The 25995-nt window shown below is 68.2% G+C and carries 23 protein-coding genes; 19 read left to right on the forward strand and 4 right to left on the reverse strand.

All coding sequences use genetic code 11. The features are described from left to right. Positions 1-2: 2 nt before the first annotated feature. The 6 genes from tsaB to ITJ67_RS02445 all read left to right on the forward strand — a co-directional run bounded on the left by tsaB (position 3) and on the right by ITJ67_RS02445 (position 5331). Positions 3-611 (forward strand): tRNA (adenosine(37)-N6)-threonylcarbamoyltransferase complex dimerization subunit type 1 TsaB, encoded by a 609-nt coding sequence (tsaB, locus tag ITJ67_RS02420; RefSeq protein ID WP_194676609.1) that lies wholly within the window; start codon positions 3-5, stop codon positions 609-611. Next, complete coding sequence (gene tsaD, locus ITJ67_RS02425; protein ID WP_228502170.1) at positions 611-2191, forward strand: tRNA (adenosine(37)-N6)-threonylcarbamoyltransferase complex transferase subunit TsaD; 1581 nt, start codon at positions 611-613, stop codon at positions 2189-2191. Before tsaB ends, tsaD begins: the two co-directional genes overlap by 1 nt. After that, positions 2188-2724, forward strand: coding sequence for a hypothetical protein (locus ITJ67_RS02430; RefSeq protein ID WP_194676610.1), 537 nt, complete (start codon positions 2188-2190; stop codon positions 2722-2724). Before tsaD ends, ITJ67_RS02430 begins: the two co-directional genes overlap by 4 nt. 142 nt (positions 2725-2866) lie before the next feature. After that, positions 2867-3472: a DUF4190 domain-containing protein gene (locus ITJ67_RS02435; protein WP_194676611.1), complete on the forward strand. Its 606-nt coding sequence runs from the start codon at positions 2867-2869 to the stop codon at positions 3470-3472. Between the two features lie 156 nt (positions 3473-3628). Further along, complete coding sequence (locus ITJ67_RS02440) at positions 3629-4444, forward strand: hypothetical protein (protein WP_194676612.1); 816 nt, start codon at positions 3629-3631, stop codon at positions 4442-4444. Positions 4445-4545: 101 nt separating this feature from the next. Then, the gene (locus ITJ67_RS02445) at positions 4546-5331 is read left to right on the forward strand and encodes a hypothetical protein (protein WP_194676613.1); all 786 of its coding nucleotides are present in this window, start codon (positions 4546-4548) and stop codon (positions 5329-5331) included. A 30-nt stretch (positions 5332-5361) separates the two neighbouring features. On the opposite strand, the gene ITJ67_RS02450 is transcribed toward ITJ67_RS02445, so the two are convergent. Further along, positions 5362-6552, reverse strand: coding sequence for a THUMP-like domain-containing protein (locus tag ITJ67_RS02450; protein WP_194676614.1), 1191 nt, complete (start codon positions 6550-6552; stop codon positions 5362-5364). Positions 6553-6690: 138 nt separating this feature from the next. Here ITJ67_RS02450 and groES point away from each other — a divergent pair, with 138 nt between their 5' ends. The 9 genes from groES (at position 6691) to ITJ67_RS02495 (ending at position 17246) form a co-directional block, all read left to right on the forward strand. Next, a complete protein-coding gene (gene groES, locus ITJ67_RS02455) occupies positions 6691-6984 on the forward strand; it encodes a co-chaperone GroES (protein ID WP_068479200.1) in 294 nt (97 codons plus the stop codon). A gap of 133 nt (positions 6985-7117) precedes the next feature. After that, the gene (rarD, locus tag ITJ67_RS02460; RefSeq protein ID WP_323741366.1) at positions 7118-8056 is read left to right on the forward strand and encodes an EamA family transporter RarD; all 939 of its coding nucleotides are present in this window, start codon (positions 7118-7120) and stop codon (positions 8054-8056) included. 117 nt (positions 8057-8173) lie between these two features. Beyond that, positions 8174-9679, forward strand: coding sequence for an IMP dehydrogenase (gene guaB, locus ITJ67_RS02465; protein WP_160071284.1), 1506 nt, complete (start codon positions 8174-8176; stop codon positions 9677-9679). A gap of 81 nt (positions 9680-9760) precedes the next feature. Then, positions 9761-10885: a GuaB3 family IMP dehydrogenase-related protein gene (locus ITJ67_RS02470; RefSeq protein ID WP_194676615.1), complete on the forward strand. Its 1125-nt coding sequence runs from the start codon at positions 9761-9763 to the stop codon at positions 10883-10885. A gap of 89 nt (positions 10886-10974) precedes the next feature. Further along, positions 10975-12819 (forward strand): glycerol-3-phosphate dehydrogenase/oxidase, encoded by a 1845-nt coding sequence (locus ITJ67_RS02475; RefSeq protein ID WP_160071286.1) that lies wholly within the window; start codon positions 10975-10977, stop codon positions 12817-12819. Beyond that, positions 12819-13769 (forward strand): SURF1 family protein, encoded by a 951-nt coding sequence (locus tag ITJ67_RS02480; protein WP_160071287.1) that lies wholly within the window; start codon positions 12819-12821, stop codon positions 13767-13769. The genes ITJ67_RS02475 and ITJ67_RS02480 overlap by 1 nt, the downstream gene beginning before the upstream one ends. A 5-nt stretch (positions 13770-13774) precedes the next feature. Next, a complete protein-coding gene (locus ITJ67_RS02485) occupies positions 13775-14314 on the forward strand; it encodes a DUF3817 domain-containing protein (RefSeq protein WP_160071288.1) in 540 nt (179 codons plus the stop codon). Positions 14315-14371: 57 nt separating this feature from the next. Continuing rightward, positions 14372-15961 (forward strand): glutamine-hydrolyzing GMP synthase, encoded by a 1590-nt coding sequence (guaA, locus tag ITJ67_RS02490; protein WP_194676616.1) that lies wholly within the window; start codon positions 14372-14374, stop codon positions 15959-15961. Between the two features lie 394 nt (positions 15962-16355). Further along, positions 16356-17246, forward strand: a complete 891-nt coding sequence (locus ITJ67_RS02495; RefSeq protein WP_228502171.1) for a hypothetical protein — start codon at positions 16356-16358, stop codon at positions 17244-17246. A 70-nt stretch (positions 17247-17316) separates the two neighbouring features. Here ITJ67_RS02495 and ITJ67_RS02500 read toward each other — a convergent pair whose 3' ends face one another. Next, positions 17317-18195 carry a Bax inhibitor-1/YccA family membrane protein gene (locus tag ITJ67_RS02500; RefSeq protein WP_160071290.1) on the reverse strand — a complete coding sequence of 293 codons (879 nt, stop codon included), beginning with the start codon at positions 18193-18195 and terminating at the stop codon, positions 17317-17319. Between the two features lie 108 nt (positions 18196-18303). After that, positions 18304-18723, reverse strand: coding sequence for a DUF3054 domain-containing protein (locus tag ITJ67_RS02505; RefSeq protein WP_160071291.1), 420 nt, complete (start codon positions 18721-18723; stop codon positions 18304-18306). A gap of 38 nt (positions 18724-18761) precedes the next feature. On the opposite strand from ITJ67_RS02505, the gene ITJ67_RS02510 reads away from it, so the two are divergent. Continuing rightward, on the forward strand, positions 18762-19787 hold the full coding sequence (locus ITJ67_RS02510; RefSeq protein WP_194676617.1) for a glycerophosphodiester phosphodiesterase family protein: 1026 nt from the start codon (positions 18762-18764) through the stop codon (positions 19785-19787). A gap of 138 nt (positions 19788-19925) precedes the next feature. Here ITJ67_RS02510 and ITJ67_RS02515 read toward each other — a convergent pair whose 3' ends face one another. Then, a complete protein-coding gene (locus ITJ67_RS02515; RefSeq protein ID WP_194676618.1) occupies positions 19926-20882 on the reverse strand; it encodes an aldo/keto reductase in 957 nt (318 codons plus the stop codon). 58 nt (positions 20883-20940) lie between these two features. Here ITJ67_RS02515 and ITJ67_RS02520 point away from each other — a divergent pair, with 58 nt between their 5' ends. The 3 genes from ITJ67_RS02520 to sucD all read left to right on the forward strand — a co-directional run bounded on the left by ITJ67_RS02520 (position 20941) and on the right by sucD (position 25652). Continuing rightward, positions 20941-23400: an ATP-dependent helicase gene (locus ITJ67_RS02520; RefSeq protein WP_104331818.1), complete on the forward strand. Its 2460-nt coding sequence runs from the start codon at positions 20941-20943 to the stop codon at positions 23398-23400. A 165-nt stretch (positions 23401-23565) separates the two neighbouring features. Beyond that, on the forward strand, positions 23566-24735 hold the full coding sequence (gene sucC, locus ITJ67_RS02525; RefSeq protein ID WP_104242588.1) for an ADP-forming succinate--CoA ligase subunit beta: 1170 nt from the start codon (positions 23566-23568) through the stop codon (positions 24733-24735). Between the two features lie 32 nt (positions 24736-24767). Then, positions 24768-25652 (forward strand): succinate--CoA ligase subunit alpha, encoded by an 885-nt coding sequence (gene sucD / locus ITJ67_RS02530; RefSeq protein WP_068479974.1) that lies wholly within the window; start codon positions 24768-24770, stop codon positions 25650-25652. Positions 25653-25995: the final 343 nt, after the last annotated feature.

The raw sequence follows: 25995 nt of genomic DNA on the forward strand, positions 1-25995 counted from the left end.
GCATGCTCTTAGCGATCGATACGTCAGCGGGCACGGATGTCGCGATCGTCACCCCGCACGGCCGGGTGCTCGCAGAACGGCGCACCGCCGACACCCGACACCATGCTGAGGTCGTCGGAGTGGCGATCGCGGAGGTGCTCGCAGACGCCGGGCTCTCTCCGCAGCACGTCACGCAGGTCGTCGGTGGCATGGGTCCTGGCCCCTTCACTGGGCTGCGTGTCGGCGTGGCCGCCGCGCGCACGTTCGCGTTCGCACGCGGCGCGCGTTTCATCCCGATGCCAAGCCACGATGCGGCGGCCCACGAATGGCGCGCGGATCATCCGGAGGCTGCCGGCGATCTGCTGGTCACGACGGATGCCCGCCGGGGGGAGCTCGCCTGTTCGCGGTACGAGCAAGGGCTGCTCGTCGCGAGCAGCTCTGAGCTGCACCGGCCTGATGCAGTCCCCGCTGCCGACCACCGCTTCGACACGAGGACGATCTCGGCCGCTCACCTCGCACTCGCCTGGCTCGACCGTGAGGTCCAGGGGCTCGAAGCGGAGGCCAACACGATTCTGTACCTGCGGGGTGCCGACGCGGTCCCGTCGAATGGCCCGAAGCGGGTGACCGGCTGATGCGCGCCATGCTGCGAGACGCCTCGCACGAGGACATTCCTTCGATGGTGCGTCTCGACGAGGCCGCATTCCCGCTCGACCCGTGGTCGCCGTCGATGCTCGCGGGCGAGGTCAAGAGCGAGCACACGCGATATGTGGTCGTCGAGGACGCCGCGAGCGGCGAGATCCTGGCGGCTGCGGGCGTCATGGCGCTCCAGGGTGGTGGTGAGGCTGATCTGCAGACCATCGCCGTCGACGAGCGGCTTCGGCGCGGCGGATGGGCCACCCGGATGCTGGCCGAGCTCTTCGCGTGGGCGGAGGGACGCGGCGCGAAGCAGGTGTTCCTCGAGGTGCGCGAGAACGGCGAGGCCGCTCGTGCCCTCTACTCGCGGCTCGGCTTCGAGGAGATCGGACGCCGACCCAAGTACTACCCGAGAGAGGGCGTGGATGCGATCGTGATGCGAGGGCAGCTGCCGGGGGTTCGGGCGTCTGCCGAGGCGCGTGTCGCTGCCGGTGCTCGGAGGGAGCCGCTTGTGCTCGGCATCGAATCATCGTGCGACGAGACGGGTGTCGGCATCGTCCGCGGTCGGGTGCTGCTCGCCAACGAGGTCGCCTCCTCGATGGACGAGCACGCCATCTTCGGTGGTGTCGTTCCCGAGATCGCCGCACGTGCCCACGCTGACGCGATCGTGCCGACCATCTCGGCGGCGCTCGAGACGGCGGGAGTCTCGCTCGAGGACCTCGACGCGATCGCCGTCACCCAGGGCCCGGGCCTCGCGGGTGCGCTCATGGTCGGAACGGCAGCGGCGAAGGCCCTGCACGTCGCCACCGGTATCCCGCTCTACACCGTGAACCATCTGGTGGGTCACGTCGCCGCTGACGTCCTGCGCGACGACGTGGGTCAGCTCGAGCTGCCAGCGGTGGCGCTGCTCGTCTCAGGGGGGCACACGTCCCTCCTGCATGTTCGCGACCTCGTCGACGACGTGGAGCAGCTCGGCGAGACGATCGACGATGCGGCTGGCGAGGCGTTCGACAAGGTGGCGCGACTGCTGCGCCTGCCCTACCCGGGGGGACCCGAGATCGACAAGGCAGCTGCCGGAGGGGATCCGAAGGCGATCCGGTTCCCGCGCGGGCTCACCAAGCCGAAGGACCTCGAGCGGCACCGCTACGACTTCTCCTTCTCCGGGCTCAAGACCGCCGTGGCCCGCTGGGTCGAGGCGAAGGAAGACGCAGGGGAGCCGGTGCCGGTCGCCGATGTCGCGGCGAGCTTCCGCGAAGCTGTCGCCGATGTGCTGACGGCGAAGGCGGTGGCGGCCTGCACGGCCCTCGGCGTGCCTCGCCTCGTGCTCGGCGGGGGAGTGGCGGCGAACGCGCGCGTCCGTGAGCTCGCGGAGGAGCGCTGCGCTGCCGCCGGCATCGAGTTGCGCATCCCCCCGCTTCGGCTCTGCACCGACAACGGGGCGATGATCGCCGCCGTCGGCGCGATGCTCGTCACTGCGGGCAAGCCTCCCTCCCCGCTCGACTTCGCGGCGGACTCGACGCTGCCGGTGGCCACGCAGCATGCGCCGCAGGGGAAACCAGCTCTGGGGGAGCACCGATGACAACACCCGATCAGCCGAAGCTGCCGCCGCGCAAGCCCGTGGAGCTTCCCCCCATCGACCGCACTCCGGTCGATGACACCAGCAACGCCGCCTACTCGGCCCTCACCCCGCGCTCGAGGGGCGAGGAGAAGTCTGCTCCCGTCGATGGCAGTTCTGCACCCAGATCAGCGGAGCGCCAGAGTCCGGAGCAGGGCCAGGGCATCGACCCGGCGGTCGCGCACGTGCAGGAGACCGCGATGGCTCCTGCGTCCGCTCGCGCCGGGACGGCACCGGTGCCTTCTGGGCTCGGGCTCAGTCGCCTCGCGATCATCCTCTCCGTGCTGCTGTCGCTTGCCGCGGCGGTCCTCGCTGTCTCGCTCTCCGTATCCGTGACCCCCTCGCCGCTCTGGCCCCTGTACCTCGGGGCGAGTCTCGGCGCAGTGGCGCTCCTGCTCGCGGTGCTCGGGCGGCGCCACCGCGGTTGGATTCTCGCGCTCGTGCTCGCTGCGGCGGCGGTCGTGGGCTGCGTTGGCTTCGCCTTCATCGTCGCCTGAGTCAGCGCTCCAGCGAGAGCCGTGCCCTGCGAGGTTCGAAGTCATCCTGCGGGATGACGAACCCGAGGCCATGGGGATGACGTGGCGTTGAGCAGGTCGCCGTAACGTTGGAGCATCTCATCACCTCTCGAAAGGAGCGGACATGACCTGGTCGACACCAGATGGCCCCGTCGAGCGGATACCGGCCCCGAACGTCGGCGCGCAGCCCGTCGGCGAGCCGCGGGAGGCGCGAGGCGACATCCCCGGCTCCGGCAACGGGAATGGCTACGGGCACGACTCGGGCTACCGGCAGGATGCGGGCTACGGTCAGGGTTTCGGCTACGGCCAGGACGCCGGCTACGGCCACACCGCGCCGAGCGAGAGCTGGGGCCCCGGTAGCCATGGGGCGCAGGCGGCCCCCTCGCAGCACCTCGCCTATCCGGTGACGCCCTACGTTCAAGCGCCGTACACGGCGCCTCGCCCGGCTGCTGCCGGGACGCTGACCCTGAGCATCGTGGCCCTGTGCCTGAGCGGAGGCTCCTTCTTCGTCTCGCTCATCCCCGTCCTCCAGTTCGTCTGGTGGATGGTCGGGATCGCTGGCATCGTGTGCGGCTTCATCGCGCTGCGTCGTGAGCCGCGCGGACGGGCGCTCGCCATCACCGCTATCGTGCTCGGTTTCATCTCGGTCTTCGGACTCCTGCTCCTGCTTGTCCTCGCCCTCCTCTTCTTCGGAGGAATCGGACTGCTCGGGGGCCTCAGCTCCTACTGAACGTGGGCCTTCCTGAACCTTGTGTGACGGTTCCCAGTCAAACCCTGGGAACCTAGGACATGGGCGTGCGCCACTGAAGGCGTCGCCGCTTGCTCCACGCACGTGAACACCAGCCTCAACCGCCGCGAAAACGGCTGAACCGGAAGGAGCTCCGCAATGAGCGACAGCAACGCAACCCCAGGTGACAAGCCACGGCTCCCGGAGGATGGCAGCACACCTCCCCAGTACGAGGCGCCGGCCGCGTACACGCCACCTGCTGAGTCGGTCGACTACTCCGCCCCGGCAGCCACCGGCACCGACTACACGCCGCCCGCCGTCTCGGGCACCGACGCTTCGACCCCGGCCGCGCCGTACTCCGACTCCTCCGCCCCCGCCGCGTCGGGCAGCGGCTACACGCCGCCAGCCGCGCCCGGCTCTGGCTCTGACTACTCGGCGCCCACTGCATCCGGGACCGACTATTCGGCGCCGTCGTCGGGCAGCGGCTCCACGCCGCCCGCGGCATCTGGTTCGGTGAGCTACACGCCACCGAGCGAGCCAGCCGCGGCACCCGGCGCGGCTCCGTACGGTCAGGCTCCGCCCGCGAGCCAGGCTCCCGCTGGTGCAGCTCCGGCCTACGCCGCTCCGCAGTCGCAGGGGCAGGCGCAGGGCTATGGGGCACCGCAGGGCTACGCGACGCCCGGCTACCCGGCACAGTCCACGGCTCCCAAGCGCACGCTCAGCATCGTCGCGCTGTCCCTCGGCGGTGCGGGCATCCTGCTCACCTTCGTGACGGCGTTCCTCGGACTTCCCCTCGGTATCGCAGGCCTGGTCTGCGCCATCATGGCCAAGTCGCGGGAGCCGCAGGCCGGCCCGCTGCGCGTCTGGGGCCTCTGGGTCTCGATCGCAGCCATCGTGCTCTCGGTGATCGTGGCGATCATCGGCATCGTCGTCGCAGCCATGTTCCTCGGCGACATGTCGTCCTACGGATACTGATCACCCGCTGAAAGAACCGGCAGGAGTGCGGGTGGACGCATCCGCCCGCACTCTAAGCTTGATCAGCACCTGCAGCCTTGTCGACGACTGAGAAGGACACCATGTCTGACCCGAACGGCCCCCAGTACCCGCAGCAGCCCCACCAGAACGGCCAGCCGCAGAACGGCCAGCACCCGAATGGCCAGCACCAGAACGGCCAGCCGCCCTTCGGCGCGCAGCAGCCCGGCCAGGGCCAGTACGGCCAGGGGTCGTACGGGCCTTCTCAGCCGCAGTACGGGCAGCAGAACGACCAGCAGTACGGGCAGCAGCCTGGTGGGAACGGCCAGCAGCAGCCCGGGTATGGCCCGGCTGACGGCGGCTACGGCCAGCAGCAGCCTGGCTACTCGACTGGCTACGGCGCCCAGCAGCCGTCCGGCCAGCAGCAGGCTCCCGCGCGGCAGGGCTACGGCCAGCCGCAGCAGAACCAGTACGGGCAGCCGCAGTACGGAGCCCCGCAGCAGGATCAGTTCGGGCAGCCGCAGTACGGAGCCCCGCAGCAGGATCAGTTCGGGCAGCCGCAGTACGGAGCCCCGCAGCAGGGGCAGTACGGTCAGCAGCCCGGCCAGCAGTTCGGCGTGCAGGGATACGGCCAGCAGCCGAAGCCTCCTGCGCCGGTGCTCGGGATCATCGGCGTCGCGCTCGGCGCGCTCTCGCTGCTTCTCCTCCTGCTTCCCGGGTGGGCGTACATCGTGTCGCTGGTGTTCGGTCTCGGCGCCGTCGGGCTCGGAATCGCGGGACTTCGTGCCCCGAAGGGCCTCGGACGCACGCTTGCCGTCGTGGGGCTGGTGGCCGGTGGCCTCGCGGTCCTTCTCGCCATCGTGACGCTCGTCGTGGTGCTCGTCGTCTAGGAACGACGAGGACCGACGGTTCGGTGGCCCTCAGCTGAGCCGATCGGCGAGGATGGCGACGCGTTTGTCGCCGATCCTCGTGAGGATGAGCACCGCGGACTCGTCTCCCTTGAGCGAGAGCTTCCGCCTGAATTCCGCCGGGTCGATGTCGACCCCCCGCTTCTTGATCTCCAGCACGCCGATGCCTCGCTTCCGCAGCTCGCCCTTGAGCGACGACGCATGCAGGGGCAGCACCTCTCGGACCGAGAACGCGCTCGCGAAGGGCGTCGGCGTGAAGTGGTCAGCTGTCATCCACGCGATGCTCTCCGAGATCATCGACGCTTCGAGTGAGCGAGCGAGGTCGCCGATGAGGCGTGCACGGATGATCGCCGCGTCCGGCTCGTAGAGCACGGCGCCCAGCGCAGCGACGCCCGCATCCCGGACGTCCTCGCCGGTCGTCAGCTCGGCGGTGCCGTGCCTGCTGATCACGAGGGCCGAGCGGCGGATGCCTGCCCTCGCCGTGTCGTGCATCCACACCGTCGCCTCGACGAGGTCGCCGTTGGAGGAGACCCACTGCGTCTCCGCGTCTTCTGGGAGGTACGCGTGGTCGATTCCCGGTCCCAGCTTGATTCCCGTCGCGCGCTCGCGCCCGGCGGCGAAGACGAAGTCGAGGGATGGGCTCCAATCGGCCGGATCGAAGTGGCGTGCAGTGCTCCCGCCGCTGGTGGTCCTGCGGGCCGGATCGAACCAGAGCGCATCGAAGGCAGCGAGGTCCACCTCCTCGGCGCGGTCGTGCCTGACCCGGGCGTTGGGAAACGGGGCCAGGTTGTGGGCCGCGATCGCGGCGGTGACCTCGTCGACGTCGAATGCGGTGACCTCGAGACCGAGCGATGCGAATGCCATGGAGTCTGCGCCGATCCCGCAGCCGAGGTCTGCCACGCTCACGGCGCCGGCCTGCCTGAACCGGTTCGCGTGGTGCGCCGCGACCTGCAGTCGCGTCGCCTGCTGCAGGCCCGCGTCGGTGAAGAGCATCCGCTCGGCGAACGGGCCGAACTTGGCGGATGCGCGCCGCCGGAGCTTCGCCTGCGTGACGACGGCGGCAACGACCTCTGCGGAGCCTCCTGCCGCGCGCAGCCTCGTCACGAGGGCAAGCGCGTCTGCCGCTGACTCGACGGGGGGAGCGTCGTCGAGCAGGGTCATCGCCTCTGGTGTGAGGAGGGCCAGGAGTTCGTCGCGTTGCACCAGCACTACGCTACCGGCGTACGCCACGAGACGTCGCCGCGTTGCAGTCGTCGCCGCCTGGCCCCTACACTCTGAGTTAGCACTCTCATGGGGAGGGTGCTAATTCTGAACTTCCTATCGCTGAGAAAGAGGTCAACCGTGTCGGTGAACATTCAGCCGCTCGAGGATCGCATCGTCATCAAGCAGGTCGAAGCCGAGCAGACCACGGCTTCGGGTCTTGTGATTCCGGACACCGCCAAGGAGAAGCCCCAGGAGGGCGAAGTCGTCGCAGTCGGCCCCGGCCGCATCGATGACAACGGAAACCGCGTGCCGCTCGACCTCGTGGTCGGCGACAAGGTCATCTACTCCAAGTACGGCGGAACCGAGGTCAAGTACGGCGGCGAAGAGCTCCTTGTGCTCTCCGCTCGCGACATCCTCGCGAAGATCGTCTAGTCTCCTCACCTTCTGAAGCCGCGCCGGTTCGGGCGGTCTCATCTGCAGGAGCAGCATCGCGCATGGCGCCCACCCCTCGGGGTCGGGCGCCATTCGTGTTCCAGGGGCCCGACGTCGGGCGTACGATCTCGAGGTGACGGAATCTCCTCGGTCCGGCCTCTGGCTGGCGTTCAGCGCGTACGCGCTCTGGGGCTTCATGCCCCTCTACGTCGTGGCGACTGCTCCGACGACACCCGTGGAGCTCATCGCGTGGCGCATCATCCTGAGCGTCGTGTTCTGCCTGCTCGGCGTGCTCGTCATGCGGGCCTGGCGTCCGTTCCGGGAGCTCATCTCGAAGAAGCGGGTTGTGCTCGGCCTCGGCATCGCAGGAGTCCTGGTGTCGGCGAACTGGCTGTTCTATGTGCAGGCTGTCGCGACGGGCCACACCCTCGACGCCGCGCTCGGCTACTTCCTCAACCCGATCGTGTCCGTCGCGCTCGGCCTGGTCTTCCTCCGTGAGAAGCTCAGGCCCCTGCAGTGGGTCGCCGTTGGGCTCTCGCTCGTCGCCGTGCTCGTCATCTCGCTCGGCTACGGCCGCATCCCGTGGCTAGGCCTAGGCGTCGCCATGACCTTCGGGCTGTATGGGCTCGTGAAGAAGCGGGTGGGGGTCCAGGCGGATGCGCTCTCCGGTCTGGCGGTCGAGACGACGCTCATCATGCCGATCGGCGCGATCTGCCTGCTCTGGACGGTACTCTTCGGCGGCGGCATCACCTTCGGCTCCGTGTCGGCGGTCAACACCGGCGTCCTGCTGTTCGCGGGCGTCGTCACGAGCGTGCCCCTCCTGCTCTTCGCGGCGGCCGCGAGGAGGCTGCGCCTCATCGAGCTCGGACTCATGCAGTACATCGCGCCGATCCTGCAGTTCGTGCTCGCCGTGGCGGTCTTCTCGGAGCCCATGCCGCTCGAACGCTGGATCGGGTTCGCGATCGTCTGGGGCGCCCTCATCCTCTTCACGATCGACCTCGTGCGCACGGCTAGACTTGGCGCCAAGATTCCCTCGGTCGCGGACGAACTCGGTCCGCCGACACGAGGTTGATGAGCTGAGGGTCCCGGGAATGCGTCCAGGGTCCTCGCTGTTCCATCACCACTGAGCTGTTTCCCGATGCACGAGGATGCCGCCGAACGGCGCATCCCAGATACCTCCTGGAGCGTAATGACCGAGTCGGACCCCTTTGGCTTCACCGGATTGACCTACGACGATGTGCTGCTGCTTCCCGGGCACACCGACGTGATCCCGTCTGAGGTCGACACGACGACGCGGCTGACGCGCGGCATCACCCTGCGCGTCCCGCTCGTCTCTGCGGCGATGGACACGGTCACGGAAGCCCGCATGGCGATCGCCATGGCGCGCCAGGGCGGCATGGGCATCCTGCACCGCAACCTGTCGATCGATGACCAGGTCGAGATGGTCGATCGCGTGAAGCGCTCCGAGTCCGGCATGGTGACGAATCCGGTGACGACGACTCCCAACGCGACCGTCGCGGAGGTCGACGAGATCTGCGGGCAGTATCGCGTCTCCGGCCTGCCGGTCGTCGACGAGGAGACAGGCAAGCTCGTCGGCATCATCTCCAACCGGGACATGCGCTTCGTGCCCGAGTCGGAGAAGCGCACGACCCGCGTGCACGAGGTCATGACGGGCGAGGGTCTCGTGACCGGTCCCGTCGGGATCTCCGGCGACGACGCCTACAAGCTCCTCGGCAAGCACCGCATCGAGAAGCTGCCGCTCATCGACGACGAGGGCAAGCTCGCCGGCCTCATCACGGTGAAGGACTTCGACAAGAGCGACAAGTACCCGAACGCGACGAAGGACGACGCCGGGCGCCTGCGAGTGGGCGCGGCGATCGGCTTCTTCGGCGACGGCTGGGAGCGCGCGGAGCGCCTCGTGGCTGCCGGTGTCGACGTGCTCGTCGTCGACACGGCGAACGGCCAGTCGGCCGGCGTGCTCGACATGATCCGCCGCCTCAAGAGCGACCCGGTGATGGGCCACGTGCAGGTCGTCGGCGGCAACGTGGCGACCCGCGAGGGCGCCCAGGCGCTCGTGGATGCGGGTGCCGACGCCGTCAAGGTCGGCGTCGGTCCTGGCTCCATCTGCACGACGCGCATCGTCGCGGGAGTCGGGGTCCCTCAGATCACGGCCGTCTACGAGGCGTCGCTGGCCGCGACCCCCGCTGGCGTGCCGGTCATCGCCGACGGCGGCCTGCAGTACTCGGGCGAGATCGCGAAGGCGCTCGTCGCGGGCGCATCCGCGGTCATGGTCGGATCGCTGCTCGCTGGCACCGACGAGTCGCCAGGCGACCTCATCTTCGTCAACGGCAAGCAGTTTAAGAGCTACCGCGGCATGGGCTCGCTCGGCGCACTGCAGTCGCGCGGCGAGCGCACCTCGTACTCGAAGGACCGCTACTTCCAGGCGGACGTCCCGAGCGACGACGAGCTCATCGCCGAGGGGATCGAGGGCAAGGTCGCGTACCGCGGCTCGATCCGCCAGTCGGTGTTCCAGCTCACGGGCGGCCTGCGCCAGTCGATGTTCTACGTCGGCGCTCGCACCGTCACGGAGCTCAAGGAGAAGGGCCGCTTCGTGCGGATCACTCCGGCAGGGCTGAAGGAGTCCCACCCGCACGATGTGCAGATGGTCTCGGAAGCCCCCAACTACCGTCGCTAGAGCCCTGATCGGCGCGGCGGGTCGGGGTCTCCCCGCCGCCGCGCCGCAGCAGCGAGCACCGCGGAGGGCTAGGCTAGGCAGGTGACTGAGATCGAGATCGGCCGCGCAAAGCGAGCCCGCCGCGTGTACTCCTTCGACGATGTGGCCATCGTGCCATCGCGGCGAACCCGTGACCCGGAGGACGTGTCCATCACGTGGAAGATCGACGCATTCACGTTCGATATCCCGCTCCTCGCGGCACCCATGGACTCGGTGATGTCGCCCGAGACCGCGATCGGCTTCGGCAAGCTCGGCGGCCTCGGCGTGCTCGACCTCGAGGGGCTGTGGACTCGCTATGACGACCCGGAGCCGCTGCTCGCCCAGATCGCTGATCTGCCCGCGAAGCAGGCGACGGCCAAGCTGCAGGAGATCTACCGGGAGCCGGTCAAGGGCACGCTCATCAAGGAGCGCCTCCAGCAGATCCGCGAGGCCGGAGTGCCGGCCGCCGGCGCACTCTCCCCGCAGCGCACACAGCAGTTCATGGACGACGTGCTCGAGGCCGGCACCGACCTGTTCGTCATCCGCGGCACGACCGTCTCCGCGGAGCACGTGTCTCGCAACCAGGAGCCGCTCAACCTCAAGCAGTTCATCTACGAGCTCGACGTGCCCGTCATCGTCGGCGGTGCGGCGACCTACACGGCAGCCCTGCACCTCATGCGCACCGGTGCCGCAGGAGTGCTCGTCGGCTTCGGCGGGGGAGCCGCCTCGACCACTCGTCGGGTGCTCGGCATCCACGCACCGATGGCGACAGCCATCGCCGACGTGGCAGGCGCGCGGCGCGACTACCTCGACGAGTCAGGCGGACGCTACGTGCACGTCATCGCCGACGGGGGCATCGGCACCTCCGGCGACCTCGTCAAGGCCATCGCGTCAGGCGCGGACGCCGTCATGATCGGTGCCGCGCTCGCGCGCGCCACGGACGCTCCCGGTCGCGGCTGGCACTGGGGCGCCGAGGCGCGTCATGAGAAGCTCCCGCGCGGAAACCGCGTGCAGGTCGGCCAGGTCGCGCCCATGGCGGAGATCGTCGCGGGCCCAGCCGAGAGCGCCGACGGCATCTCGAACCTCACGGGCGCGCTCCGCCACTCGATGGCGACGACCGGCTACTCGGAGCTCAAGGAGTTCCAGCGTGCCGAGATGGTCGTTGCGCCCTACACGCCGACCGCCTGATCAGGACGACTGAGCCGCCTGACGGCTTGGCCGAAGGTTGAGCGTCCAGACTTCCCCCACAAGCAGCAACTGAGAACGAGGAGCAGGTTATGGCGAACAGCGTCTCTCGAAGCGACAAGCTCGGCCCGCAGGAACGCGCGGCGGCTATCGAGTCCCTCAAGACCAAGAACCTCGACGTGCTCGTCGTGGGTGGCGGCGTGGTCGGCGCGGGTGCGGCGCTCGACGCAGTCACGCGAGGCCTGAGCGTCGGCATGGTCGAGGCGCGGGACTTCGCGTCCGGCACGTCCAGCCGCTCGTCGAAACTCATCCACGGTGGCATCCGCTACCTCGAGCAGATGGACTTCGGGCTCGTGCGCGAGGCGCTCCTCGAGCGTGGGCTCCTGCTGCAGCGCCTCGCGCCGCACCTGGTCAAGCCCATCCGCTTCCTCTACCCGCTGAAGAACCCGCTCGAGCGGTTCTACATCGGGGCCGGGATGCTCATGTACGACCTCTTCGCGAAGACCGGTGAGGTGCGTCCCGGCGTGCCGATGCACCGCCACTACACCCGCGGCCAGGTCGCGAAGATGTCGCCTGGGCTCTCCAAGAACGCCTTCTCCGGCGGTCTCACCTACTACGACGCCGGCGTCGACGACGCGCGCTTCGTCGCCGTCCTCGCCCGCACCGCGTCGTTCTACGGCGCGCACGTCGCCCCGCGAGTGCGCGTCGAGGGCTTCCTCAAGGTCGGGCAGCGTGTCGTTGGCGCCCAGGTCGTCGACCTCGAGACCGGCGAGCGGTTCGAGATCCGCGCCAAGCAGGTCGTCAACGCGACCGGCGTGTGGACCGATGACACGAACAAGATGGTCGGCGAGCGCGCATCGTTCCGCGTCCGGGCATCCAAGGGCGTGCACCTCGTCGTCCCACGCGACCGGTTCCAGTCCGCGTCGGGACTCCTGCTGCGCACGGAGAAGAGCGTGCTCTTCGTCATCCCGAACGGCCGTCACTGGATCATCGGCACGACCGACACCGACTGGAAGCTCGACAAGGCTCACCCGGCAGCGACGGCCGCCGACATCGACTACATCCTCGAGCACGTCAACGAGGTCCTCGCGGTGAAGCTCACGCGTGCCGACGTCGAAGGTGTCTACGCCGGACTCCGTCCGCTGCTCTCGGGCGAGTCGGAGGAGACGTCGAAGCTCTCGCGCGAGCACATGGTGGCGCACTCGGTGCCGGGCCTCGTGCTCATCGCCGGCGGCAAGTACACGACCTACCGCATCATGGCGCAGGACGCCATCGACGCCGCGGCCGACGCCCTCGACGGCAAGATCCCCGCCTCCACGACGAAAGACATCCCGCTGCTCGGCGCCGTCGGCTACAAGGCCGCCTGGAATCGCCGCGGCAAGATCGCCCGCGCCTTCGGTCTCCACCGCGTGCGCATCGAGCACCTCCTCAACCGCTACGGAACCCTGACGGACGAGATCCTCGACCTCATCCGCCAGAACCCGCAGCTGGCCGAGCCGATGCCGGGCGCCGACGACTACCTGCAGGCCGAGATCACGTACGCCGCGACGCACGAGGGTGCGCTGCACCTCGATGACGTGCTCGCGCGACGCACGCGCATCTCGATCGAGGCGTGGGACCGCGGCATCTCGGCTGCGCCCGTCGCCGCGCGGCTCATGGCGGAAGCCCTCGGCTGGGACGACGAGCGCACGCAGCGTGAGATCGACACCTACGTCGAGCGGGTCGCTGCGGAGCTCGCGAGCCAGGAGCAGCCCGACGACGAGTCGGCCGACCGCATCCGCCTCGAAGCGCCGGACATTGACTCCGTGCTGGGTCACGCCGGCGACAACACGCCGTTCGGCACGGCCCCGTCGCTGCCGATGATCGAGGTCGACGAGACCGTCGACGTCGAAGCGGCAACCGTCAAGGCGGAGTCGAAGGACGCTCAGAAGTCGTAATGTCCACAGCTGTCCGCGCCAAGGCCGCGCCGCCGTCGATGGGTCGAGTGCTTGTCCGCCCCAAGTGGCTGGGTGTCCTCGCACTCGCCCTCGTCGTCGCGTCGATCTTCGCGTGGCTCGGGCGCTGGCAGCTGGAGTCCGCGTTCCTGTCGCTGGAGCACGGTCGCACCGTCGCCGAGGAGGCCTCGCAGCCTCCCGTCGGCCTCGGCGAGCTGGCTCAGCCCCAGGAGCGGGTGGCGGATGCCGCCGTCGGTCGTCAGGTGACGTTCGAGGGTGCGGTGGATGCGCGCGACTTCGATGTCGTCGCCGATCGTCTCCAGGGCGAGCTGCTCGGGTACTGGGTGATCGGGCACGTCGCCGTCACGGACGACGAAGCCGGCGCATCCACGAATGCCGATGTCGCGCCGGGTCTCGCCGTCGCGCTCGGGTGGACCGAGGACGAGGCCTCCGCTCGCGAGCTCGTCGCTGCGCTGCAGGGCTCCGGGAGAGGCGCAGAGCTTCCGCTCTCCGGCAGGCTCGAATACGGCCAGGCGCCGCAGGTGAACCGCGGCGAGGACGCGCAGGCGCTCATCGCGATGGCACCCACGCACCTCATCAATCGCTGGGTGGAACCGGCGGCCCAGAACTACGGCATCTACGTGAGCCTCGATGAGGCCTCGATGCAGGCTGTCCTGGGGGAGTCCGCGAGTGCTGCCCCGCTCGACGCGATCACGCCGCAGGCGCTCGAGGCCCCGCAGCTGAACTGGCTGAACATCTTCTATGCCATCGAGTGGGTGCTTTTCGCGGGGTTCGCGATCTTCATGTGGTGGCGCCTCGCTCGCGACGAGTTCGAGAAGGAGCGCCGTGAGGCCTCCGAAGCTCCCAGCGTGCTGGCCGAGCAGCTCAAGCGCGACCGGCTGAAGGCCATGCTGGACGAGCGAACGAAGCGCGAGGCCGTTCGCCTAGACTAGAGGCCATGCCTCACGACGCCCTCCTGACTGCCAACCCCGGTTTCCGACGGGCGCTCCGCTTCTATCAGGTGACGGCCTATGTGACCGGCATCCTCCTCCTGCTGCTGTGCGTCGAGATGTTCCTCAAGTACGTCTTCCACCTCGAGGTCGAGGCGTTCGGCCCGTTCGGGTTCATCGCGCTGGTCCAGGAGGACACGACGACGGCGCTCAACTTGAGCCTCTGGGTGCTCATCGTCCACGGCTGGTTCTACGTCGTGTACCTCATCGCGTCGTACGTGCTGTGGCAGCAGATGCGCTGGCCCATCGTGTGGCTGATCGCCATGGCGGCCGGCGGCATCGTCCCGTTCCTGTCGTTCATCACGGAGTGGTTCATGTCGCGCCGAGCGAAGCGTGACCTCGTGCTCCGCGAAGAGCAGCGACTTGCCGAGGCAGGCGAAGACGAGAAGCTCCGGGCGTTCGAGGCGAGCCTGAGCGAGACGGAACGCGAACAACTCGACGCCGACGTGCAGCAGTCGCTCGCCGAGCACCAGCGCCGCACCAAGTAGCACTCCCACACCACCGCAGCCGCACCGAGTTCTCTCCGCACCACCCGAAAGGTGTCCATGGCAACCACCGACCCGCAGGCCACAGATCAGCGCCCAGTGCTCGTCGTCGATTTCGGCGCGCAGTACGCGCAGCTCATCGCGCGGCGCGTCCGCGAGGCGAGCGTCTACTCGGAGATCGTGCCGCACACGATCTCGGCAGAGGAAGTCGCCGAGAAGAACCCCGTCGGCATCATCCTCTCCGGCGGCCCCTCCAGCGTGTACGCGGAAGAGGCGCCCTCCCTTGACTCCGGCATCCTCCAGCTCGGCGTTCCGACGCTGGGCATCTGCTACGGATTCCAGGTCATGGCGACGCAGCTCGGCGGCGAGGTCGCGAAGACGGGTCGACGCGAGTACGGCTCGACGGCGGTCAAGCTCGAAGCCGGTGCGTCGACGCTCCTCGACGGCCAGCCGGGCGACCAGACGGTCTGGATGAGCCACGGTGACTCGGTGGCGCGTGCGCCCGAGGGTTTCACGGTGCTCGCGACGACCGAGGACACGCCTGTCGCGGCGTTCCAGAACACCGAGCGCGGCCTGTACGGCGTGCAGTGGCACCCCGAGGTGCTGCACTCCGAGCACGGCCAGGCGCTCATCGAAGGATTCCTGCACCGTGCAGCTGGCATCCCGAGCGACTGGACGCCCGCCTCGGTCATCGACGAGCAGGTCGCGCGCATCCGCGAGCAGGTCGGCGACGCCAAGGTCATCTGCGGCCTCTCCGGCGGTGTCGACTCGGCAGTCGCAGCCGCCCTCGTGTACAAGGCCGTCGGCAGCCAGCTGACGTGCGTCTTCGTCGACCATGGCCTCCTCCGTCAGGACGAGCGCCGTCAGGTCGAGGAGGACTTCGTCGACGCGATCGGCGTGCGCCTCGTGACCGTGGATGCGCGAGAGCAGTTCCTTACGGCGCTCGCGGGCATCACCGACCCTGAGGCGAAGCGCAAGGCCATCGGACGCGAGTTCATCCGCAGCTTCGAGCAGGCAGAGGTCGACCTCATCAAGGAGGCCCAGGAATCGGGGGAGCGCATCCGCTTCCTCGTCCAGGGAACCCTGTACCCCGACGTGGTCGAGTCGGGTGGCGGCACCGGAACTGCGAACATCAAGAGCCACCACAACGTCGGCGGTCTCCCCGAGGACATGCAGTTCGAGCTCGTCGAGCCCCTGCGCACGCTGTTCAAGGACGAGGTGCGTGCGGTGGGCCGCGAGCTGGGTGTTCCCGAGCCGATCGTCGCGCGTCAGCCGTTCCCCGGCCCCGGCCTCGGCATCAGGATCATCGGCGAGGTCACCCAGGAGCGGCTCGACTTGCTCCGAGAAGCGGACGCTATCGTGCGTCAGGAGCTGACGGCGGCGGGCCTCGACACCGAGATCTGGCAGTGCCCGGTCGTCTTGCTCGCAGATGTCCGGTCGGTGGGCGTCCAGGGTGACGGGCGCACCTACGGCCACCCGATCGTGCTGCGTCCCGTGTCCAGCGAAGACGCCATGACGGCCGACTGGACCCGCCTGCCGTACGACCTGCTGGCGCGCATCTCGAACCGCATCACGAATGAGGTCGACGACGTGAACCGAGTTGTGCTCGACGTGACGTCGAAGCCGCCGGGAACCATCGAGTGGGAGTAGCGCTCGGCGAGAGTTGAGGCGAACGGGGATGCACCATGTGCATCCCCGTTCGTGCATTTTGTGCCATCTGCGGAGAAATCCGCGCACTTTCGTGGCGGCCGCTGCGGGGCCACTGGCGGCGGCCACTCGAGGGCGATACGTGGGGTGAAAAGGGTCCGGGGAATTGTGCCCGGGCATAAATGCCTGGTAGTAGAGGTCAAAAACGGAGTAGACGAACGGTTTTCGGTTTTCCGGCAGACAGTTCCGGACTTTTCAATCCGAAATTTGCAGCTCCATGACGGCAAAAAACTGGCCCCCACAGCGAAAGACGTTGCTGGCCAAGGTCGTTGGGTAGTGGCATGGTTGGGGTAATTCACGACTGGCAAGTTCCCCCTCAGTTCAGAGAGTTCGCGACATGGCGCCACGATTTTCCACCGATCCGCACCCCCAGGTACCCGCAGAGACGGGCGTGCTCCCGTCCCTGCCACGAGAGGAGCTGCCTTCTGATCACCTCGTCGACCACGCACTCCTCCAGGACGCCGCGAATCAGCTCGCCGAGGTGAATCCCGATCACGGGGTCTCCGTCGAGTATCAGGGCCAGTGGGTCTCCGTCATGCCAGGGGAGCACATCGAGATCGGCCGCGACGCCGACATCCGGCTCGACGCCAACCCGTTCCTGCACCGCAAACTCCTCCGCATCGTCGCGAAGGACGGACTCTGGTTCGTGGCGAACATCGGCACCAGGATGACACTCAGCATCGTCGACGGCTCAGGGCGGGTTCAGGCCAGGCTCCTCCCAGGCGCGCGGATCCCGATCGTCTTCGAGCGCACGAGCATCCACTTCTCGGCAGGGGAGCGCCACTACGAGGTCAGGATCCACGCGGTCTCACCCGTCTACATGGACCTTCCTGCGGGCTCCGGCTCCACGGTCGAGGTTCCAGGTCGCGAGGCCACCCACATCGCGCTGACGCCCGCGCAGCGGCTCCTGCTCCTCGCCCTATGCGAATCGGTGCTGCTTCGAGGCGAGAACGGTCTTGGCGACATCCCAACCAGCGCTCGAGCTGCAGAGCGGCTCGGTTGGACCGTCACCGCCTTCAACCGCAAGCTCGACAACGTTTGCGAGAAGCTCGACCGCGTCGGCGTCGAGGGGCTCCGCGGAGGGGCACGCTCGTACGCGACCAACCGGCGCGCTCGGCTCGTCGACTACGCCGTGCGCAACCGTCTCGTCTCGGAGGACGAGCTGTACCTCCTCGACATCGACCCCGAAGCGGGCATCGACGACCGGACGCTGCCCGCGCGACGGTAGCCGCAGGCACACCCGAACGACAGAATGGCCGCTCCTGGAGGAGCGGCCATTCTGCGTACGACGTGCTGCGCTAGTTGTTGCCGCGCAGGATCGCGAGGACGCGGATGATCTCGACGTAGATGAAGACGACGGTCGAGACGAGGCTGTAGGCCCCGATCCAGCCGTACTTGCGGGGAGCTCCGCCTTCGACGCCGTTCTTGATGAGCTCGAAGTCCATGACCAGCATGTACGCGCCCATGAGGACGGCGAAGATGCCGAGGATGACGCCGAGCGGGATGCCGAAGACCTCCATGGATCGCATGCCCCAGGGGCCGGCAGCACTCTGGAAGCCGAACATCATCATGCCGAAGTTGATGAGCGAGAAGAGGGCGTAGCCGAGCATGGCGACGAGCACGATCTTCGTCATGCGAGGCGACGTGCGGACCTTGCCGAAGCGGAACAGCACGAGCGTCACGGCGACCACGGAGAACGTCGCGAGGACGGCCTGCATGGCGATGCCCGGGTACATCTGCTCGAGGATCGAGGAGAGTCCACCGACGAGAAGACCCTCAGCCGCCGCGAAGGCGAAGATGAGGCCGGTCTTCGGCTCGCGCTGGAACGCGAGCACCAGCGAGAGCACCAGAGCGCCGATCGCGCCGATGATCATGAGCATGGGGACGAACCACGCGACGGCGGCCGCGACGAGCACGATGCCGAAGAGGCCCGCGGTCTTGGCGATGGTGTCCTCGTAGGACATCCGGTCCATCTGATCGGGGCTCGCAGGCGGTGCCTGGAACTGGGCGTTCAGCTGCTCGGCCGTGAGGGGCGCGGGAGGCTGCTGACCGTGTGTCGGCGCGGACTGCGCCCTCCCGTATTGGGGAGCGGTGGGCGCCTGGCCGAACTGTTGGCCGTGCTGCCTGCGTGCCTCCCCGTTGAAGTAAGGGTTGCGTTCTAGCGCGGAATTCGCCATGGCTGTCCGTGAGTCCGTTCTGTCTCGAAGGTCAAGATGCCCGCCGTAGACGGGGTTGCCGGGATTCTAGCGAAAGAGTTCGTGAATCAAGCCTGGAGCTGTGCGCCGTCAGCGGACACTCGGCGAGCGAGGGGCGCTCGCGCGCGCATCCCGGCCGGTGCCGAACAGGACGCGCGGGAGGAGCAGGAACGCGCCGAGCACGATCGATGCGACCACGACGAATGCCGCCTCCGCCGTGTCGCCCACGAGGAGGCGAAGCAGCATGCCGCCGCCGACGGTGACGACCCAGATGAAGACTCCGGACGGGAGCGGACGCCACGGCTTCCATCTGAACAGCGTCACGAGCACCCAGCCGACGAGGAGCCCGAGTACAAACGGCCATCCCGTCGTCACGATGCCGGCCAGGGACAGCCCCTCGGAGTGGCTCATCCGCCCGATGATCGCGAAGACCACGACGAGCAGGAGATCCACGATGAGTGGGAGCGCGTAGCCGCCGCCAGCGCGATAGATCGAACGAGTACGCCGCATGACACCAACGGTACGCCGGGGTGCGACATACTGCGCGCGTGAACGCGCCCATTCACCAGACCTCGCCCCTCCTCATCGGCCACCGAGGGGCCCCCGCCCATCTCCCCGAGCACACGATCGACGGCTATCTCCTGGCTCTGCGGCAGGGGGCCGACGCGCTGGAACCGGACGTCGTCCCGACCCGCGACGGGGTGCTTCTCGTGCGACATGAGCCGCTGCTCGGAGAGAGCACCGATATCAGGTCCAGAGCCGCCGAGTTCGGCCCCGCTCGGCGAGCGTGGACGCCGGACGGCACGGTCACCGACTGGTTCGCCCACGACTACACGTGGGAGCAGCTGCGGACACTGAACGCGGTGGAGCGTATCCCGAGCGTCCGCCCTGCGAACACGGCGTTCGATGGGCAGCTGCCGATGATCAGGCTCCGCGAGCTCGTCGAGCTGCTCGCCGAGCGGCGGACGACCGCGGGTCAGCGGCCTCGCCTCGTGATCGAGCTGAAGCATGCGAGCTGGTTCCGCGGACTCGGCTTCGACCTCGTCGAGCTCCTCGAGCGGGAGCTTGCCGGACTCTGGGGCACGCCCGTGCTCGACGCCCTGGTGCTCGAGAGCTTCGAAGGGGAGGTGCTGCGCGAGGTGCGGCGACGCGGCGTGGCCGCGGGCGCATCCCTCGTCTACCTCATCGACAGCGAGGGCGTTCCTGACGACCGGCGAGCACGAGACGGCGCGGTGGCGAGCGACTACGCGAGCGATCTCACCGACCGGGGGCTGGATGCGGTCGCGGAGTGGGCGGACGGCATCAGCCCCAGCCACCTGCTGCTCGGGATCGCGGACGAGGCCGGCGCGATGCATCCGGAGGCTGGGCGGAGCCTGGTCGGGCGAGCACACGCGAGGGACCTGCGGGTGTTCACGTGGACGCTGCGGCCAGAAGACCACTTCCTGCCGCCAGCGCTCGCGGGCAGACTAGAGGCCTACTGGCGCGGCATTCTGCGGACGGGGGTCGACGGCGTGTTCGCGGATGCGCCCGGTCGTGTCCGTGCGCTGATCGACGAGCTCCACCCCTCTCGGTGAGGCAGCCCAGTCGGCAGAAGTTCCAGACGGCAGAAATACCAGAAGACAGAAGTTCCAGGCGACAGAAGAGCGAGAGATGCAGGCTCCCGGTCCGGGGAGCGTGCATCTCTCGCACTTCTCTGGCGCTCGGGGCGGGAATCAGGCCTTCGCGGAGACCCTGCCGAGCGTCTTCAGCTCGTCGTCGGTGAGCTTCAGCGTGAAGGCGTCCGTGATGAGCGGCAGCTGCGCGGCCGTGCGCGCGCTTGCGATCGGCGCGACGACGCCGGGCTGAGCGGCGAGCCAGGCGAGCGCCACGGTACCCGGCTGGGTGTCGTGGGTCTTCGCGATGGTGGCGACCGCATCCGCGATCGCGTAGCCGTGGTCGTTCCGGTACTGCTCGACGGAGCTTGCGCGGGCCGACTCGACCTCGACGTCCCTGCGGTACTTGCCCGTCAGGAAGCCGTGCGCCAGCGCGAAGTACGGGACGACGCCGATACCGGCTTCGCGGGCCAGCGGCAGCAGCTCGCTCTCGATGTCGCGCTCGAGGAGGTTGTACTCGGGCTGCAGCGCCGTCGGCTGGTGCAGGCGGCCGTTCTCGACCGCCGCCAGCCACTCGCGCAGCCGAGGCGGCGAGTAGTTCGAGACGCCGATGGCCTTGATCTTGCCGGCGTCGACAAGCTCGGAGAAGACGGCGGCGGTCTCGGCGATGGGCGTCTCCGGGTCGTCGCGGTGCGCGTAGTAGAGATCGATCCGCTCGACACCGAGGCGCTCGAGGCTGTCGTCCACGGCAGCACGAACATTGTCGGCGCTGAGGCCCGGCCGCTTCGCGAACTGCGCGACCTTGGTCGCGATGACAAGATCCTCCGGGCGACCGCGGGAGCGGAGCCACTCGCCGATGATGGTCTCGGATTCCGCACCCGAGTTGCCCGGAATCCAGGCTGAGTAGACGTCAGCGGTGTCGATGAAGTTGCCGCCGGCCTCGACGTAGGCGTCGAGGATCGCGAACGACTCGTCGCGGTCGGCCGTCCAGCCGAAGACGTTGCCGCCGAGGGCGACGGGGGAGACGGAGAGCGTCCCGCCGAGCGCGCGGCGGGCGGGGGTGAGCTGCGTGGTCAAGGTGATTCCCTTCCGCGGCCTCCGCGATGTCGGTGGCCGCACCTACAATCAACGAGTCATGACGCTACTGCCACCTGTCTTCGATCCCTCTGAAAACGACCTCCTCGACGGACTCAATCCGCAACAGAAGGAAGCCGTCACCTACCGCGGCCCCGCGCTGCTCATCGTGGCGGGCGCGGGCTCCGGCAAGACGCGAGTGCTCACCCACCGCATCGCCGGTCTCATCGCCTCCCGTGAGGCCTGGCCGAGCCAGATCCTCGCGATCACCTTCACCAACAAGGCCGCTGCCGAGATGCGCGAGCGCATCCAGCACATCGTGGGAGGTGCAGCGGATGGCATGTGGATCTCCACGTTCCACTCGGCCTGCGTGCGCATCCTGCGACGAGAGGCCGACAAGTTCGGCTTCACGACCAGCTTCACGATCTACGACTCGGCCGACTCGAAGGCCCTCATCAAGCGCATCGTGAAGGCCCTCGAGGCCGATGTGCTCGGCTTCACCGTCTCGAGTGTGCAGTCGCGCATCTCGAAGCTGAAGAACGAGCTCACCGACGTCGACGGCTTCGCACGCCAGGCCAACATGAGCGACCCGCGCGACGCGATGTTCCTCGACATCTACCGGCAGTACACCCAGTCGCTGCGTCGCGCCAACGCCTTCGACTTCGACGACCTCATCTCGCAGACAGTGTGGATGCTCCGCGCCTTCCCCGATGTCGCGGCCCAGTACCAGCGCCGGTTCCGCCACGTGCTGGTCGACGAGTACCAGGACACGAACCACGCCCAGTACTCGCTCATCCGTGAGCTCACGCGCTCGGTGGAGCCCCAGCACGTGCCGCACGACACCCGCATGGAACTCGACGCGAACGGCGGCATCCCTGGGGCCTCGCTCACGGTCGTCGGCGACTCCGACCAGTCGATCTACGCCTTCCGCGGCGCGGACATCCGCAACATCAGCGAGTTCGAGCGCGACTTCTCCGACGCGAAGGTGGTGCTGCTCGAGCAGAACTACCGCTCCACGCAGAACATCCTCTCGGCCGCCAACGCGGTCATCCGCAACAACTTCGACCGCGTCGACAAGAAGCTCTGGTCCGACGGCGGCGAGGGCGCGAAGATCGTCGGCTTCACTGGCTTCTCCGCCCACGACGAGGCGCAATTCGTCGCAGATGAGATCCACAAGCTCCGCGATGCCGGCCAGAGCTACAACGACATGGCCGTCTTCTACCGGACCAACGCGCAGACGCGTGCGCTCGAAGAGATCTTCATCCGCTCCGCCGTGCCCTACCGCCTCGTCGGCGGCACGAAGTTCTACGAGCGCGCCGAGATCAAGGACCTCATCGCGTATCTGACAGCCCTCGTCAACCCAGCCGACGAGATGTCGACGAGGCGCATCCTGAACTCCCCGAAGCGGTCGATCGGACCGGCGACGGAGACTGCGATCTGGGACTTCGCGAACCGGTACGACATCACGTTCCGTGACGCCATGCGCCGCGCGGGCGAGCTCGGGCTCGGGCCGAAGGTCACGGGTGCCATCGCGCAGCTCGCCAAGCTGCTCGACGACGCGACGGCCGGCCTCGACATCGACGCACCGACCGGGCGCAAGACGGTGAGCCAGACGCTGAAGACCATCGTCAAGGGCACCGGCTACCTCGAGAAGCTCCTGCAGACCGGCAACCCCCAAGACGAAGCCCGTGCCGAGAACGTCGAGGAGCTCATCTCTGTCGCCGCAGAGTTCGACAAGAACAACGCGGGCGGCTCCGTCATCGACTTCCTCACGGATGTCGCTCTCGTCGCGGCTGCCGACGACCTCATCGACGAGTCCGGAGCCGTCGTTCTGATGACGCTCCACACCGCGAAGGGGCTCGAGTACGACTCGGTCTTCATCACGGGAGTCGAGGAGGAGCTGCTGCCCCACCGCATCGCCGCAGACGAGCCAGGCGGCCCCGCTGAGGAGCGACGCCTCTTCTACGTGGGCATCACGCGTGCGCGCAAGCGCCTGCACCTGTCGCTCGCCATGATGCGCTCGCAGTTCGGCGAGACCGCGGCTGCGCTTCCGAGCCGCTACCTGCAGGAGATTCCGTCCGAGCTCATCGAATGGAGGGTCTCGCCGGGATCCGCCGCAGGCAGGGGCGGCTACGAGCAGCGGTCGGTGACCTCCGCTCGCAAGCCGCTCGGCAGCGAGGGCTACGGGACAGCTGGCGGCTACGGGCGCAGCGCTGCCGACGCCGGCAGCGCAGGCTTCTCCAGCGCCGTGCGGTTCCGCGACTCCGACGCGGGCCGCGAGACCGCCCCCAAGGCCAAGCCGAAGCAGAAGTGGATCAACGAGGTCACGGGACAGATGCGCGACAACAGCGGCATGGAGCTCGTCGCCGGTGACCGCATCACGCACGTCGACTTCGGTGAGGGCACCGTGCGCGCGATCCTCGGCAGTGAGGCGAAGCGAATCGCGGAGGTCGACTTCGACAGCGCCGGCCGAAAGAAGCTGCTCGTGAAACTCGCTCCGATCGAGAAGCTGGGCAACTGAGGCCCCCGCTGGCACTAGGCTGGACGACGGACGTGTTTTGCCGGGCGGCGGGCACACACTGCCTGCCGGCGATGCGGTCCGCTCTGCAAATTCTGAAGGCTCGAGCGCGAGAATCCGAAGGCTCGGGCGAACGAACGCGACGACGCGTCGCGGATGGGATGAAACGTGGATCTCTTTGAGTACCAGGCGCGAGATGTATTCGACGCCCACGGTGTTCCAGTTCTCCAGGGACTCGTGGCCTACACGCCCGAGGAGGCGAAGGCCGCAGCCGAGAAGATCGGCGGCGTCACCGTCGTCAAGGCACAGGTGAAGGTCGGAGGCCGCGGCAAGGCTGGCGGCGTCAAGCTCGCCAAGACCCCCGACGAGGCGTTCACCGCAGCCGAGGCCATTCTGGGCCTCGACATCAAGGGCCACATCGTCGAGAAGGTCATGATCGCGCAGGGCGCGGACATCGACCAGGAGTTCTACTTCTCCGTGCTCCTCGACCGCGCCAACCGCTCGTACCTCGCCATGGCGAGCGTCGAGGGTGGCATGGAGATCGAGCAGCTCGCCGTCGAGAAGCCAGAGGCGCTCGCGCGTGTGGCCGTCGACCCGATCCGCGGCATCGACGCAGCCAAGGCCGAGGAGATCGCGCGCGCCGCGAACTTCCCGGAAGAGCTCGTCGCCAAGGTCGCTGACGTCTTCGTCAAGCTCTACGAGGTGTACAACCAGGAAGATGCGACACTAGTCGAGGTCAACCCGCTGGTCCTCACCAAGGGCGGCGACATCGTCGCTCTCGACGGCAAGGTCACGATCGACGAGAACGCCGAGTTCCGTCACGCCGACCACGTCGCGCTCGCCGAGGCTGCAGGCGGGCTCGACCCGCTCGAGGTCAAGGCGAAGGCCCACGACCTCAACTACGTGAAGCTCGACGGCTCCGTCGGCATCATCGGAAACGGCGCTGGCCTCGTCATGTCGACGCTCGACGTCGTCGCTGGCGCAGGCGAGAAGCACGGCGGACAGAAGCCCGCCAACTTCCTCGACATCGGAGGCGGAGCATCCGCTGAGGTCATGGCCGCGGGTCTCGACGTCATCCTCGGCGACGAGCAGGTCAAGTCGGTCTTCGTGAACGTCTTCGGCGGTATCACCTCGTGCGACGCCGTCGCCAACGGCATCGTCGGCGCGCTCAACACGCTCGGTGACTCGGCCACGAAGCAGATCGTCGTCCGCATCGACGGCAACAACGTCGAAGAGGGTCGTCGCATCCTCGCCGAGGCGAACCACCCCCTCGTGACCGTCGTCGCCACCATGGACGAGGCAGCCGACAAGGCCGCCGAACTCGCCGCCCGCGCCTGAGTCGCCCGAAGAAAAGCAGAGAAGGAACAACAATGTCGATCTTCCTCGACGAGAACTCCAAGATCATCGTTCAGGGCATCACCGGCTCTGAGGGCTCGAAGCACGCCACGCGCATGCTCGAGGCCGGCTCCAACATCGTCGGGGGCACCAACCCCCGCAAGGCCGGGCAGACGCTCGAGCTCGCGGGCAAGGAACTCCCGATCTTCGGCACCGTGAAGGAGGCCATCGAGGCCACCGGCGCGAACGTCACCGTCATCTTCGTGCCGCCGGCCTTCGCCAAGGACGCCATCATCGAAGCCATCGACGCCGAGATCCCGCTTGCCGTGGCGATCACCGAGGGCATCCCGGTCAAGGACTCCTCCGAAGCCTGGTCGCACGCGCAGAGCGTCGGCAAGACGCGCCTCATCGGCCCGAACTGCCCAGGCATCATCTCCCCGGAGAAGTCGCTCGCCGGCATCACGCCCGCGAACATCACGGGCGCCGGCCCCATCGGCCTCGTCTCCAAGTCGGGCACGCTCACGTACCAGATGATGTACGAGCTCCGCGACCTCGGCATCTCGACCGCGATCGGCATCGGTGGCGACCCCGTCATCGGCACGACGCACATCGACGCCCTCGAGGCGTTCGAGGCTGACCCCGACACGAAGGCGATCGTCATGATCGGCGAGATCGGCGGAGACGCCGAAGAGCGTGCCGCCGAGTACATCAAGGCGCACGTGACGAAGCCCGTCGTGGGCTACGTCGCCGGCTTCACCGCCCCTGAGGGCAAGACCATGGGGCACGCGGGCGCGATCGTCACCGGGTCCGCGGGCACCGCGCAGGCGAAGAAGGAGGCCCTCGAGGCTGCAGGCGTCCGCGTCGGCACGACGCCCACCGAGACCGCCAACCTCCTCCGCGAGGTCTACGCAGCGCTCTAGCGAGCAGCCGCAGAGCACCGGCTCTGCACACGACGAAGTGGGCTGCAGCCCCGTGGAGACACGGGCTGCAGCCCATTCGTCTCACCGACGCCATGATCCCCATCTCGCGTCGAGCACTTGAACCCGGCACCGCTGAGCGGTTGCCGCACTGAGATCTGAGACAGGATGCCCGTGACTCGACCCGAGTCGGCCCCAGCACGACCGAACGGTCACCCCGGCGCGCAGTCGGGCTCGAATCCCCGAGGGCGTCCCGCGGCCCACTCCGGGGGACACCCTGGCGGCCATCCGGCTGCTGCGGTTCCACTCGACCCGCGTGTCGTCGGTGCGACCTCGAGGGCGAGGG

Source organism: Pseudoclavibacter sp. VKM Ac-2867 (assembly GCF_015351275.1).
Lineage (GTDB): Bacteria > Actinomycetota > Actinomycetes > Actinomycetales > Microbacteriaceae > Pseudoclavibacter.